Raw genomic sequence first — 13,756 nt, forward strand, 5'->3', positions numbered from 1 at the left:
GAAGCTTATTGCTGACCGCGATTAGGGGAATCCTGAAAGCCATTAGAGCGATAAGTTAGAACTAAGGTATCTCGGTATCCGTAGTCCGCCAATGGCTGAATAGGCGTTGATTCATGGATCATGCGTTGATCATTCATTAATAGCAAAGACCAAGGCTGAGTGAGGGTAAAGCGTAGACCCGCAGAACCGGAGGTATCAAATATTCTCGTCTCACCACCTTTTATACCTGAGCGATCTAACAAGAAAACTGCTACAAAATCTACACCATCACGATGAGCACCTTCGGGTGTTGGGCGCCCAATACCATCCGTAGTATCAATTCGAAACTGATGTGCCTCAACAAACCAGGTGTTGACTTGTTTTAGGCCGTTCAAAATATGCGCGAGTCCGAGCAATACCGATTGCCAAGCAGAATTACTCAACAATTCATTCTGAACCGGCTCAAACCAACGCTCAATGCCGCCATGAAGTGCGTTGTAATCAAGTGATTGCCAGTGCGCTCGATGGGGAACCAAGGTCAGGTCATTGCCCTTAATTTCATAACTAGCATGACGACGGAAACGATAACGACCGCCATCCTTTAAATAAGGGTCCCGGGGCAAACCCTCCCAGAACTTTGTGAGGCTTTGAAGTTTGGTCAAATCAACATGGCTAAATTGAGCAACGGTCTCGGCAGACACAACCGCGAAACCATCATCACGCAAAGCTTGGTCAATCTGCTTTAGGGGGGTTAGTGGAGGCGCAAGGCCAGCAATTGTCATGAGTTTATTTTAGGACAGTAAGCTGAGATGGGCTTTCTTTTTTGATGCCATTTCGACTTAATGAACTAGATTTAAGCGAACACGCACTTCACCCACATGACCTTTAAGGTCATATAGCTCTTTCGCATCTAACATCGATACCTTGATATTGCCTACACGCTTTTCAATGGCCTCAAGATCCCTAAAGTTCTTTTCTTTCAGAACTGGATTTTGCGCGTTTCTCTCAATTACCTTGAGCTCTTCGTAGACCTGGGCCAACTTTAAACGCAACAAGAAATTTTTAGTTGTTGGAATGTAAGTGAACAATGGGATCAAAATTACTAGCAATGGGATCACAATCTTGACAAAACGCCCCGCCCAAACTGCAGTCCAGAAAGGCAAGTGCCGATGCAAGAATGAAGGTCCATCTTTTAGATAGATCTCCGCATCCACATGCAAAGGAAAATCTAATCCCGTACTTGAAGGGAACTCCCCTGATTTTTGCAAACGAGAATACGATTTCAAGATATCGTATGACGCTCCAAGTAAAAGTGAGACCAATGCCGGACTTACATTGTCATGTGCAACAAGTGTTGCGGTAGCTGCCATCACCTGTATATCCTGACGAGGTTGATCGTACTGAATACTCAACAAACCCCTTGGTACTGCAACCTTGGATAAATATGGAAGATTGCGAGTGTAAGCGTCAGCCTGATCAAAGTTCATTAAACGAATGCCTGGCATCGAGTAAAACTTTCTCAAAATTGGTGCCTCTGCTGCAGCCACAATAAATACCGCATCTAATTCACCGCTACTTAATTTAGCAATGGCATCATCTGGTTTTAATCTCTGCGCGCCAATTTCTTTATCGGTGATGCCGGCGATCTGCAATAAGTCCTTGGTGAGGGCTAGAGTACCGCTACCTTCATTCCCGATAGAAACATTTTTCCCTTTTAACTGGCTCAGTATCTTGAGCTGACCTCCATCACTTTTAAAAGCGCCTTCGCGATACCAAACCCAAATAGGCTCATAGAACATGCCTGCTATCGAAACCAAATTAGGATATTCACTGACGTTCGCAACACCACCTTGCAACATCGCAAAATCTACTCCAGATTTTGGATCATTTAAGAGGGCTAAGTTATCAATGGTTCCGCCGGTAGAACGCACGTTCAGATTCACACCATCCTTAGATAGCTCGGACTTTAGGCGCTCCCCGAATTGGTAGTAAAGCCCCGTAGGAAATCCAGTAACCAATTCAATTGACTTTGGTGGTGGTGGAACTAGCACCCATAACACCCCAAAGAGAATGATTAGCAGCACAAAAAAGGATGCTGCAAGAGCTAGGGGGTTGTAAATTTGTTTTCTAAAGAAATTCATTAAAGCCTCTACATGTTTTTTGCATTATGCCCCGAGCATGGCATTAGGAAAAGGTTTCAAAACCGATCGTCCAAATCACGATAAGATGAGGCTTTTTAGACGCCCCAAAGACTATTATGAATTCAGCAAAAACTAAGGTAGCCCTGGTAACCGGCGCAGGCACCGGGATTGGCAAGGCGGCTGCCAAGGCGCTTCTTAAGGGTGGCTACCAAGTGGTGTTAACGGGGCGCAGTCTAGACAAACTAGAAAAGGCCATCACCGACATTGGCGGTGATGAAAGTAACTGTCTTGCCGTATCTTGCGATGTTGGCAAACCTGATGAGGTCAAAGAGTTATTTACCGCACTAAGTAATCGATTTGGGCGTATAGATGTTTTATTCAATAACGCCGGTATGGGTGCCCCAGCCATACCAATGGAGGATCTTAGCTACGAACAATGGATGAATGTGGTGAATGCCAATCTTTGTGGTGCATTCCTATGCTCGCAGGAAGCAATACGCATGATGAAGGCGCAATCCCCTCAAGGCGGCAGAATTATTAATAATGGTTCCATCTCAGCGCATACCCCACGACCAATGTCAGCACCATACACCGCAACAAAACATGCTATCAGCGGTTTAACCAAAACGATTGCATTGGACGGACGCCCATTTAATATTGCTTGCGGTCAAATCGACATTGGCAATGCTGCGACTGAAATGACTGAACGTATGGCCGCTGGAATTCTGCAGGCTGACCTATCCATCAAAGTAGAGCCCCGGATGGATGTTGATCACGTCGGAGAAGCTGTGCTGCACATGGCTCAACTCCCGCTAGAGAGCAATATTCTATCGATGACCATCATGGCAACCAACATGCCATTTGTTGGTAGAGGCTAAATCTACTCTTGAACTATTGGCGGACTTGATCGATTAGCAGGCGAACGTTACTGGCACCTACTTTAACCGTCTGGGCTGATGAGATTAAATCTCCCACCTCTGGTTTAGCCATTCCAGTTTTGGAGATCCGCACTTCGATACTCGCCTCAGATAATTGAGAGAGCGGCGCGCTTGGATTCATAGCCAAGGCATCATTTAAATTGAAGTTCATTGGGAAATCGCTAGCAGGCACTTTCAATACAGCTACTGGCATACGCTCACCAGGCTTGCGAGCAATCACCATCACAATGTCACCCAGCTTTACCTTGGGCTTCAAATCAGATGACAGTTCAATCTTGCCACTAATCGCTTTACTCGCCACCGAGGCAGGAGCTTGCGAAGAAAGGCCACCCTTAGAACGAGCCTCGGCAATCGATCCCTGTATAGCGCGCGCTTCATCAGTATCTGGTGGTATCTGTTTTGCCAGTTTCTCCCAAGTCTGCACAGCAGCTCTGTAATTGCCCGAGCTATATGCAGCAGTGCCCGAAAGCCATAGCGCCATCAAATTATCAGGATCAAGCTTTAAAGCCTGATTAATTAACTGCAAAGGCTTACCAGCAAAGTTGCCATCAGCATTGGTAGCCAATACATCAGCATAGTCAGCCAATAATTGAGGATCGGAATTAATAAAGTCGCCAGCACGTGCATATGCCTTAGCGGCATCCTCATTGCGCCCTAAGATGCGATAAGAACGCGCCAACATCGCCCAACCCTTCAAGTTGCTAGGATCTTTTTCCATCTTGATGGCAAATTCAGCCACCATTTTTTCAACGCCTTCTTGCGTAACTGGCGTCTCAGAATTTTTTTGCGCTATTCGAACTACATCACCCAATGAGAAATAGAGTCCCGATGAAAGTACAACAATAAAAATACATAGGCCAATAGCGGTTTTTTTCGCAGAACCTGCAACCTCAAGATCATCCTCTACGATCGTATCTTGAAAAAGGCGTTGCCGCATTTCAGCATGGGCAATTTCATAATCGGCAGAATTGATTGTGCCGGCCTGATGCTCCGCTTCCAATTTATCAAGTTCTTCTCGATAAATGGCAGCATTCATCTGGCGACGTGATGTAGCCGCGCTCTTTGCGGGAAATATAAAAGGTCGTAGCACCAGCACCAATACAAGAACCAAGAGTAGAAAGGCGGGAATCAAAAAGCTAGTCACTAAATTCATCCTTCTTTCTTATCGGCCGCATTGAGCAATGCATCAATTTTTTGATTGTCTGCATCAGTCAGGACAACATTCGGAACACTGCTGTTGCGACGACGTAAATACATTAAGAGACCCGCAATACCAATACCCAGGATAACGAATGGGCCAATCCAAAGCAACCAGGTCACCGGTTTAACTGGCGGACGATAGAGCACGAAATCGCCGTAACGCTCAACCATGAATGAGCGAATTTGATCGTCCGATTTACCTTCACTAATCAAAATGCGAATTTCACGGCGCAAATCATTTGCTAAATCTGAGCGCGAACCCGCTAAAGATTCGTTCTGACATACCAAGCAGCGCATTTCTTCTGAAATACTAATCAAGCGCTGCTCTGTTACGGGATCATCTGCAAGAGGCACAGCATCCTTGGCAAATACGCCATTAAGGCTTAATGCAATCAATGTAGCTAGAAAAATCTGCTTCATCATTTTTTAAGTTCGCTCAGCTTAGGGTATATTTTTTGATTCAATAAATTCATAGTCAATGGACCGATATGCTTAAAGCGAATTACGCCCGCTTTATCAATAATGTAGGTCTCGGGAACCCCATAGACTCCGTAATCAATCCCAACCCGGCCATTGCCATCAAAAGCAGAAAGTACATAGGGATTGCCTTGCTTTGCCAACATTGCTAACGCATCTTCACGCTTGTCTTTGTAGTCCAAACCAATCACTGGGGCCATTTGAGATTTGGCCAGCTCCACTAATACTGGATGCTCTTCACGACAAGCTACACACCACGATGCCCAAACGTTGAGGACCCAGACTTGGCCTTTCATGCTTTCTGGTGAAAATGTTTTATTAGGCTCAGCCAACTGAGAAACCTCAAATGCTGGGGCAGCCTTATTGATTAATGGCGATGGCACTTCATGGGGATCGCGATTGAGGCCAATAGCCAAAAAAACTACTAGACCTACAAATAAAACGAGTGGAATTAAAAATTTTGCCTTCATGAAAGCTTACTCTTTAACTTCATTCGATAACGCTTATCCGACATTGCCAATACTCCGCCCAAAGCCATCAGCAAGCATCCGCCCCAGATCCAATCGACAAAAGGTTTGTAGTAAACACGCACAGCCCATGACTTGTCGCCCAACTCCTCGCCTAGAGATACATAAATATCGCGGGTAAGCCCAGCATCAATAGCTGCTTCAGTCATTGGCATCGTGGATGAGAAATAGCTTCTCTTTTCAGGATAAAGACTAGTCTGAGAGCCACCATCTTTTGATAATAAGAATGTACCGCGCATTGCCTGGTAATTTGGACCGCGAGCAGCGTTAACACCCTGCAATTGAATTTGATAACCACCAACCGTCACCACATCGCCAGCTGACATGCGCACATCTTTTTCTTCTTGGTAGGCACCCACCATCGTGACACCAATGACAAACACCGCGATACCAAGATGTGCTACCTGCATACCAATAAAGGAGCGGGTTGGTTTACCTGCCTTTGCTTGGCGAACAATTTGCATACAGCCTGATGCAATCACCCAAAAAGCCAACATGAAGCCCATGCCAGCAAGCCAAGTAAATTGCCCCATGATTAACGGTATTGCAACCCCCGCAACCAAAGCAACCGCGCCCGCAAGCCATAAGCGCTTAATAATGCTGAGTAAGTTACTTTGCTTCCAGCTTGCCCAAGGGCCTATACCCATCAAGACCAATAAAGGAACCATGATAGGAACAAAGACGCTATTGAAATAAGGAGGGCCTACAGAAATCTTGCCGAGATGTAAAGCATCTATCAATAAGGGATAGAGCGTGCCTAACAAAACAGATCCAGCAGAGACAACTAAAAACACATTTCCAAGCAAGATGAATGTTTCTCTAGAGCTCAAATTAAATTTGCCGCCCATCGAACTCTTCGGTGCTCGCCAAGCATACAGCGCTAAAGATGATCCAACTACTAACGATAAAAAAATCAGAATGAAAATACCGCGTCTTGGATCAGTTGCAAATGCGTGCACTGAGGTCAGAACGCCAGATCGAACCAAGAAGGTGCCCAGCAACGATAAGGAAAAAGCAGTGATTGCCAAAAGCACAGTCCAACTCTTGAATCCACCACGCTTTTCAGTAACGGCTAATGAATGCAATAAGGCGGTACCGACAAGCCAAGGAATAAATGAAGCATTCTCAACGGGATCCCAGAACCACCAGCCACCCCAACCTAACTCGTAATAAGCCCACCAAGAGCCCAGCGCAATGCCAAGAGTCAAGAAAACCCAAGCAGCCGTGGTCCATGGACGCGACCAACGCGCCCATGCTGCATCTAACCTACCCGATAACAAAGAAGCAATTGCAAAAGCAAAAGCTACTGAAAATCCAACATAGCCCATATACAACATTGGCGGATGAAATACCAAGCCAGGATCTTGCAATAATGGATTTAAAGATCGACCATCTTGAGCTGCCGGCAATAAACGCTCAAAAGGATTTGAGGTTGTTAATACAAATAACAGCAAGCCACTAGTGACCAATCCTAAAACACCAATCACCCTAGCCACCATGAAATCATCTAAAGCTTTTGAGAGCTGTGCTACCAAGATAGTCCATGTAGCTAGCAAGAAAATCCACAAGAGCAGCGATCCTTCATGACCACCCCATACCGCGCCCAATCTATAGATCACCGGCATTTGCGAATTGGAGTGCTCAGCAACATAGAGCACAGAAAAATCATTGCTGTAAAAACTCCAAGCCAGTATTCCGAAGGCGATCGCGAGTAATAAGAAAACGGTTTGGGCAGTAGGTCTTGCCAGAACCAGCCAGTCTCGGCGACCAAAGTGTGCACCCACCAAAGGTAACACTCCTTGAACGAGAGAAATGCACAGCGCAAGAACTAATGCGTAATGCCCAAACTCTGGAATCATTTAGCGCTTCCGTTTTTTTGCGCCTGATCTAAAGCATGTTTAGCTTCAGGAGGCATGTAATTCTCGTCATGCTTCGCGAGCACCTCGCTAGCAATAAATTCACCGTTCGCATTCATGCGACCTTGAATTACTGCGCCTTTACCCTCTTTAAATAAATCAGGAAGAATACCGGTGTAAGCAACTGGGATATCTTTAACAAGATCGGTGATCTCAAAGTGAACTGTGAGGCCATCGCGCTTTAAGGAGCCATCCTTGACCATGCCGCCAATCCTAAAGGCTTGACCCTGAGGTGCTTTACCAGCTGCAACTTCGCTTGGCGTGACATACAAAGCTATATTGCTATTGAGTGCATTCAAGATCAACATTGCAGCCACTCCAATCGCCAGGAGTGCAGCAACAATAATCAATGCGCGTTTATATCTAGGCTTCACTTACCAATCTCTTTATCAAACTGCTCTGCTAATTGTTGTTGCTTCAACCTACGCATCGCCGCCCTGAAGCGAGCGCGCACAAATAGAGGCTCCAATATCAAAACCAGGGCACAAATACCAAAACTGCTCCACACGTAGAGTGCGTAACCGCCCATAGCAAAAAACTCGGAAGGACTATTCCACATCAGCTTTTCACCTCAATTGATTGTCTCACCCAATCCGCATGGGCTTCACGCTCCAAAATGATTGCCCTCACTCGCATTAAGGTAACTGCAATGGTGTACATCCAGAAGCAAAAAGCCATCAACAGCATTCCCCAGAGCATGGTTTGGGCCATAGCTGGCGATTTGGTCAATGAAACGGATGCACCTTGATGTAAGGTATTCCACCATTTCACTGAAAAATAAATAATCGGCACGTTTACTACGCCCACCAAAGCCAAGATAGCACTGGCTTTATCAGCGCGACGCGGATCATCAATGGAGGCTCGCAGAGCAATAAAACCTAAATAGAGGAACAGTAGAATCAGTTCTGATGTGAGACGTGCATCCCATACCCACCATGTACCCCACATTGGCTTGCCCCAAAACGCGCCAGTCCATAAAGACAGGAATGCCATCCAGGCACCTATTGGTGCAAGCGCCTGCGCCATCATGGCAGACAGGCGAGTGTTAAAAACCAGCCCAATCCCAGCCCAGGCAGCCATCACTAAATAGATAAACATCGACATCCATGAGGCTGGCACATGGATAAAGATAATTCGATATCCTTGCCCCTGAACTGCATCGACAGGAGCAACAAAAAAACTCACCCACAAACCCACAGCACCAAACAGGAATGTTAAAACCCAGAAAAATGGTATGAGCTTTCCCGCCACCGGATAAAAGGTGCTGGGGCTTGATAACTTAAACCAGTTAATTAAGCGGTGGCTAGAAAAATGATTTATCTGACTCATTCGATTGCAATCTTTACAGCAGCAGTGCTTACCCAAGGGACAAATGCTAATGCCAAAATTAATAATGCGCCCAGCAATGAAAAATGGCCTGATGTATCTAAGCCAACGCTATGGGCATATACAGCACCAGCGCCAAAAATAAGCACCGGAATAAATAAAGGCAAAATCAACAAACTTAATAACACACTGCCACCCCTCACGCCCAAGGTTAATGCAGCACCTATTGAGCCTAGCAAGGATAGCACTGGAGTGCCCAATAACAGAGTGCCCATCAGAACATATAAAGAGCTAGCATCCAAGTCAAACTGAATGCCAATGATCGGGGCCAATATTACTAGCGGTAGACCACAAACAATCCAGTGGGCAATAATTTTTCCAGTCACGAGCAACGCCAAGGGTTGAGGCGACAAAACTAGCTGCTCCAGCGAACCGTCTTGATAATCGGCTGCAAACATTCGATGCAAGCCCAGCAAGGTAGACAACAAGGCTGCTACCCATAGAACACCCGGCGCAATTTTGCGCAACAAGGCAGCATCAGCACCTATCCCCAAAGGAAATAAGCTAGTCACAACGACAAAAAAGAATAGGGCTGTCAGCACCTCACTCTTGCGGCGCATAACCAACAACAAATCGCGGTGAATGATTGCCAGTAAAGCCTTCATAGATCCAGCGCCCTGACATGAGGAAGCGTTACCTCTTGATGACTAGTCAATACCACCAAGCCGCCAAATTTCACATGCTCAGCAATAAGGCCTTGCAAAGCTTGCACCGCATGTATATCTAAAGCATTGAATGGTTCATCCAAAATCCACAGCTTTGCTTGACGCGTTAACATACGAGCCATCAAGACGCGTCGCTTTTGACCAGCCGACAAGCAACTAACTGGCAAATGTTCGCGCCCGCGCAAACCAAAACGCCAGAGAGCAGACAAAACTTTCTCATCCGGCAAATGAATATCATCTAGAGCAGCATAGAGCTGTAGATTTTCTAGCGCAGTGAGATCCTCCTTTAAAGCATCACGATGCCCTAGAAATAAAAGCTCACGATGATAGTCGATAGCATCTTTGTTAATTGACAGGCCACCCCATAAAATCTCGCCAGCCTCTGGCTTAGATAAACCCGTCAGCAGTCTTAGCAAGCTGGTTTTTCCAACGCCATTCTCACCACGAACGTGCAGACACTCTCCGCTAGAGACTTTTAAATTGAGGCCTTCAAATAATTTTCTTTCACCACGCACACAAGCAAGAGCTCGCGCTTCAAGCGTCAACGTAGAGTTGCTGGAGGTGGAAGATATATTGACTGTCATGTAGGGCAATGGCTTGATTCAAACCACCCCAAGTATTGTCTGAGAACCTATTAGCTCTGACAAACCAGAAAAAGTGGAATTAAGGGAATAATCCCTTTCAATTCAATTACTTATGAAATTATAAACTGAGTCTCGGGAGAATAAAAAAACCACCCGAAGGTGGTTTTTCCTATTAAATCAATTACTTAGCTCTAACTTCAATCACTTCAGACGCTTAGTAATTTCTGCAATACGCTGCCCATAGAGTCTTGCAGTCTCCAAGTCACCCGCATTTACCTCATCTGCACTTGCGTCTGACGGGGTCTGCATCATAGCTCCCGCTGATGAACCTACATAGTTAATGTCATCGCGTTTAGCAGCTTTAGAGTTGGAGGGCATTAACCCAGTCCCTACCCACAAACCTGAGTGTTGCATGGCCAAAGTAAAGAAATAATGCAAAGTGGAATGCTTGTCGCCATTCATCGTAGCCGAATTAGTAAAGCCACCAAATACTTTATCTTTCCATTGCTGTGAAAACCATTGTTTAGAGCTCGCATCAGCAAACTTTTTAAATTGCCAGCTTACCGTTCCCATATAGGTTGGTGAACCAAAAACAATTGCCTCAGCCTCATTCAACGTTGCCCACTGCGCATCCGTCAAGTTACCTTCAGCGTCGATTGCTACCAACGTAGCATTTGCGCCTTTTGCAACTGCCTCCGCCTGCTTTACCGTATGCCCATAACCACTATGAAATACCACTGCAATTTTTGTCATATCAATATCCTTTTAATAATTTAATTTTTTGTTAATCAGCTTTATCACTCAATTATATTTTTATTTCCAGAAAAGAGTAATTTTTTGCGATGATTCAGCTTTGATAGATATCGATCTCTTTTGCATCACGCCTTCATACATTGCCTCAATCAAATAGCCCCCAGGAGCAAGGTTGACTAGCATGTAAGGCCCATCTGCTTGGGCATTAAAAATCGTCTGCTTTGATGAATTCAAGATTTTGATAGCGGCACCAAATATCCAGACGCCCCTGCCCTTCTCAAGCTGGGACATTTCCAGTAATACAGGCCACTGCTTAGCCTCGGCAAGAATGGCTACTGCCTCACCCTCGCCCACACCACCGGTGATATATGAGACTCCTTGTGAATACTGCGTCTCAGGAATTTGCGCCAGAGATAAGGAGCTCATTAAAACCAAATGGGCGGATAGGATTATTTTTAAAAGTGTTTTCATACTTCTATCCTACGCCTGATTGAGTCATAAAAAAGCCCCGATAGGCGGGGCTTTTGTACGTTAGGGCACTTAAGTCTATGGCGTCATCACAATTGCGCCAGAAACTTTTCTACCTTCAGCAGTGCGATGCGCATCTGCTGCTTGCTCCAAAGAAAACTTAGCGCCAATTTGTACTTTGACCTGCCCTTTAGCAATTGCATCAAATACTGCCTTAGCATTTTCTTTTAATAAGGCCGCAGTTGCGTTGTGCGGAAACACAGAAGGTCTGGTCAAAAAGAGGCAGCCTTTCTTGTTTAAGATTTCTGGCTGAATCTCTGGAGCAGGTCCAGATGCAGCGCCAAATAGAGCAACAGTGCCAAACGGAGCGGCACAATCCAATGATCCCAAGAAAGTAGTCTTTGCTACAGAGTCATAAACCACATTGGCTTTTTTGCCACCAGTCGCCTTAATGACTTCCTCAACCCAATTAGGCTGAGAGTAGTCAACAACAGCATCACAACCCGCCTCTTTAGCGGCAGCAAACTTTGCAGGAGAGCCAACAGTCCCAACAACAAAGGCACCTAAGGCTTTCGCCCAGCCCGCCAAAATCTGACCAACACCACCTGCAGCTGCGTGCACAAGCACGACATCGCCAGCTTTTACTTTATATGTTTTCTGGACAAGGTATTGCGCAGTCATCGCCTTGAAGAAAACGGCTGCAGCTACTTCATCAGAAATACCATTTGGTATTGACACTAACTTATCAGCCGCAACATTACGTGCACTTGCGTATGCACCGATACCAGCATTCATATAAACCACGTGATCACCAACCTTAAAGTCAGTGACACCATCGCCCAAAGCCTCAACAACGCCCGCAGCTTCATGACCCAGACCAGTCGGCATCTCTAGGGGGTAAACGCCAGAGCGCTGATAAACGTCAATGAAATTAAAACCAATCGCGGTTTGACGTATTTGCACTTCACCCTTTGCTGGTGGTGGCAGTTCTTTGTCTATTACTTTGATTACGTCTACGCTACCTAATTCAGCCAGACTAACAACTCGAGCTTTTGTCACGTGTCACCTTATTGTTTTTATAGAGAGAAAATAATCATACAGTAAGGGCATCTTCTTCAATTACCGCCCAGGTACTGTCACCCAACTTCTTCACCGCCATCGAATAGTTCCAGCCGTCTGGAATGCCGCAACTCCATTCTCTTGGACCGTTCTGAATTAAGACATTGACGCTATTTCTGCTGTCGTAATAGAGGTGGTAAATTTTTCCGTGGATTGGATTAAAGCTAAATTTGGCGCCGTGCACCATCTCAGTTGCATCAAGCCTTGCTTGTAAGGCTTTAGCTTGCTTCATTAAGACTTCAGCTTGCTCCATGATGCGGTCGTATTCCAACTTGGCATTCTGGCGCGCTACGTTAACAGCCTTGTCTTTTTCTTCAGTGACCTTGATAGGCGCAAATACAGGGGCACCCACTTCCATTGGATATTCAATCCCTGCATGACGCGCTGGGTCGGTATCTTCGATTCTCATGAAATGCCCTGTATCTACTAAATAAATAAAAACTATGCGTTACTTAATCAAGCCACAAGCAATACGTGGACCAGAATTGCCAGCAGGCTGGGACTTGTAATCATCCGGATCTCTGTGAACAACTACTGAACGACCCACAATTCCAGTTGGGCCTGTGTTTACAGCAAAGCCATGTAACTTGGCGCTATACGTTGCATTACCGTTTGCATCGGATTTGATGTTGGGCATATCTCCCGCATGATTCATGCCGCTATTTGGCATGCCGTGGGATTTTGCTTCAGGATTAAAGTGGCCGCCTGCGCTAGTTGCATCAGGAGCGGAACAATCTCCTTTTTCATGAACATGAAATCCCTGCTCTGCGTTAGGCTTCAATCCAGAAAACTTACCATTAATGAGAACATCATTGCCTTGCCAAACAAATGTAACTTCACCTTTGGCTTGAGACCCCGATCTTGAATCTAAACTAGAACTTGCTTTTTGACCGGTACCTTGCTCCATCGATTGGCAGGCCGCCAAAGAAAAAATTCCTGCAGCAGAAAGAATAATCGAAACTTGCTTTAATGTAGTTCTCATCTGGATCTCCTTTATTGGAGCTCTCACAGGAGCCCTTGAAGAAAGTGTGACACAAATCCCGTGCTTTTGCTTAGCGCTTGTAGAAGCTCAAGGTTACTTCGCCGAGCTCAATGCCAAACTTACTCATTTTGGCCTTATTGAGCATTACTTTAGGTGTAACTAGATACATCCAATCATTAAATTGAACGTTGTAAATAGTGCCGTCGACGGGCAAGGCAAGGGTGTAGGTCCAATTTAGGGCATTGCCGGCCAATTGACCCTGCGCATCCCCAACCACGTCATCCGCTCTACCAATGTAATTTCCCGGGGACTGCTCTGCAAGGGTCCAAATACGCTTTTGCTTGGTGCCATCAGAATATTCAAAGCTTTCGTCCAGAGTGCCTACTTTTTTTCCATCAACCATGGTCCAGTTTGCTTTGATTAATACCGTAAAACGTTTCTTTACTTCACCACTGCGGTCAGTAAAGATGCCATAGGCATCTATCGTTCCGGAAAAATATTCACTCAAATCGAGGACAGGTTTTTCATTGGCGTATTGAGAAACTTGTGGCGTTGAGCATGACACTAAACATAAGCCAAAGAATGCTAATGTGAAGATTCGGGAAAAAAGCTTTTTCATGA

18 protein-coding genes are annotated in these 13,756 nt (G+C 45.5%); 1 reads left to right on the plus strand and 17 read right to left on the minus strand.

The genetic code is table 11. The features are described 5' to 3' along the window. Positions 1–5: 5 nt before the first annotated feature. The gene (locus ICW03_RS08355; RefSeq protein WP_215347239.1) at positions 6–761 is read right to left on the minus strand and encodes a 2OG-Fe dioxygenase family protein; all 756 of its coding nucleotides are present in this window, start codon (positions 759–761) and stop codon (positions 6–8) included. A 57-nt stretch (positions 762–818) separates the two neighbouring features. Next, positions 819–2,120 (minus strand): TAXI family TRAP transporter solute-binding subunit, encoded by a 1,302-nt coding sequence (locus ICW03_RS08360; RefSeq protein ID WP_215347241.1) that lies wholly within the window; start codon positions 2,118–2,120, stop codon positions 819–821. Between the two features lie 116 nt (positions 2,121–2,236). On the opposite strand from ICW03_RS08360, the gene ICW03_RS08365 reads away from it, so the two are divergent. Next, positions 2,237–2,998 (plus strand): SDR family oxidoreductase, encoded by a 762-nt coding sequence (locus ICW03_RS08365; RefSeq protein WP_215347243.1) that lies wholly within the window; start codon positions 2,237–2,239, stop codon positions 2,996–2,998. 13 nt (positions 2,999–3,011) lie between these two features. Here the strand turns inward: ICW03_RS08365 and ccmI are convergent, their stop codons facing one another. The 15 genes from ccmI to ICW03_RS08440 form a co-directional block, all read right to left on the minus strand. Then, positions 3,012–4,211 carry a c-type cytochrome biogenesis protein CcmI gene (gene ccmI / locus ICW03_RS08370; protein WP_215347245.1) on the minus strand — a complete coding sequence of 400 codons (1,200 nt, stop codon included), beginning with the start codon at positions 4,209–4,211 and terminating at the stop codon, positions 3,012–3,014. After that, positions 4,208–4,681, minus strand: a complete 474-nt coding sequence (locus ICW03_RS08375) for a cytochrome c-type biogenesis protein (RefSeq protein WP_215347247.1) — start codon at positions 4,679–4,681, stop codon at positions 4,208–4,210. The genes ccmI and ICW03_RS08375 overlap by 4 nt, the downstream gene beginning before the upstream one ends. Further along, positions 4,678–5,205: a DsbE family thiol:disulfide interchange protein gene (locus ICW03_RS08380; protein WP_215347249.1), complete on the minus strand. Its 528-nt coding sequence runs from the start codon at positions 5,203–5,205 to the stop codon at positions 4,678–4,680. The genes ICW03_RS08375 and ICW03_RS08380 overlap by 4 nt, the downstream gene beginning before the upstream one ends. Then, positions 5,202–7,121, minus strand: coding sequence for a heme lyase CcmF/NrfE family subunit (locus ICW03_RS08385; protein ID WP_215347251.1), 1,920 nt, complete (start codon positions 7,119–7,121; stop codon positions 5,202–5,204). The genes ICW03_RS08380 and ICW03_RS08385 overlap by 4 nt, the downstream gene beginning before the upstream one ends. After that, positions 7,118–7,552, minus strand: coding sequence for a cytochrome c maturation protein CcmE (gene ccmE, locus ICW03_RS08390; protein ID WP_215347254.1), 435 nt, complete (start codon positions 7,550–7,552; stop codon positions 7,118–7,120). The genes ICW03_RS08385 and ccmE overlap by 4 nt, the downstream gene beginning before the upstream one ends. Next, on the minus strand, positions 7,549–7,737 hold the full coding sequence (gene ccmD / locus ICW03_RS08395) for a heme exporter protein CcmD (RefSeq protein WP_215347257.1): 189 nt from the start codon (positions 7,735–7,737) through the stop codon (positions 7,549–7,551). Before ccmD ends, ccmE begins: the two co-directional genes overlap by 4 nt. After that, complete coding sequence (locus tag ICW03_RS08400) at positions 7,737–8,507, minus strand: heme ABC transporter permease (RefSeq protein ID WP_215347259.1); 771 nt, start codon at positions 8,505–8,507, stop codon at positions 7,737–7,739. The genes ccmD and ICW03_RS08400 overlap by 1 nt, the downstream gene beginning before the upstream one ends. Next, positions 8,504–9,169, minus strand: coding sequence for a heme exporter protein CcmB (gene ccmB / locus ICW03_RS08405; RefSeq protein ID WP_215347262.1), 666 nt, complete (start codon positions 9,167–9,169; stop codon positions 8,504–8,506). The genes ICW03_RS08400 and ccmB overlap by 4 nt, the downstream gene beginning before the upstream one ends. After that, positions 9,166–9,813 (minus strand): cytochrome c biogenesis heme-transporting ATPase CcmA, encoded by a 648-nt coding sequence (ccmA, locus tag ICW03_RS08410; RefSeq protein WP_215347265.1) that lies wholly within the window; start codon positions 9,811–9,813, stop codon positions 9,166–9,168. The genes ccmB and ccmA overlap by 4 nt, the downstream gene beginning before the upstream one ends. 201 nt (positions 9,814–10,014) lie before the next feature. After that, on the minus strand, positions 10,015–10,566 hold the full coding sequence (locus tag ICW03_RS08415; RefSeq protein ID WP_215347268.1) for a flavodoxin family protein: 552 nt from the start codon (positions 10,564–10,566) through the stop codon (positions 10,015–10,017). A 60-nt stretch (positions 10,567–10,626) separates the two neighbouring features. Further along, the gene (locus tag ICW03_RS08420; protein WP_215347271.1) at positions 10,627–11,037 is read right to left on the minus strand and encodes a carboxypeptidase regulatory-like domain-containing protein; all 411 of its coding nucleotides are present in this window, start codon (positions 11,035–11,037) and stop codon (positions 10,627–10,629) included. A 75-nt stretch (positions 11,038–11,112) separates the two neighbouring features. Then, positions 11,113–12,093 carry a quinone oxidoreductase gene (locus ICW03_RS08425; protein WP_215347272.1) on the minus strand — a complete coding sequence of 327 codons (981 nt, stop codon included), beginning with the start codon at positions 12,091–12,093 and terminating at the stop codon, positions 11,113–11,115. Between the two features lie 34 nt (positions 12,094–12,127). Then, positions 12,128–12,562, minus strand: coding sequence for a DUF2452 domain-containing protein (locus tag ICW03_RS08430; protein ID WP_215347275.1), 435 nt, complete (start codon positions 12,560–12,562; stop codon positions 12,128–12,130). A gap of 39 nt (positions 12,563–12,601) precedes the next feature. Beyond that, positions 12,602–13,135, minus strand: a complete 534-nt coding sequence (locus tag ICW03_RS08435) for a superoxide dismutase family protein (RefSeq protein WP_215347277.1) — start codon at positions 13,133–13,135, stop codon at positions 12,602–12,604. A gap of 70 nt (positions 13,136–13,205) precedes the next feature. Further along, a complete protein-coding gene (locus ICW03_RS08440) occupies positions 13,206–13,754 on the minus strand; it encodes a DUF3833 domain-containing protein (RefSeq protein WP_215347280.1) in 549 nt (182 codons plus the stop codon). Positions 13,755–13,756: the final 2 nt, after the last annotated feature.

The organism is Polynucleobacter sp. MWH-Aus1W21 (assembly GCF_018687275.1).
GTDB lineage: Bacteria > Pseudomonadota > Gammaproteobacteria > Burkholderiales > Burkholderiaceae > Polynucleobacter.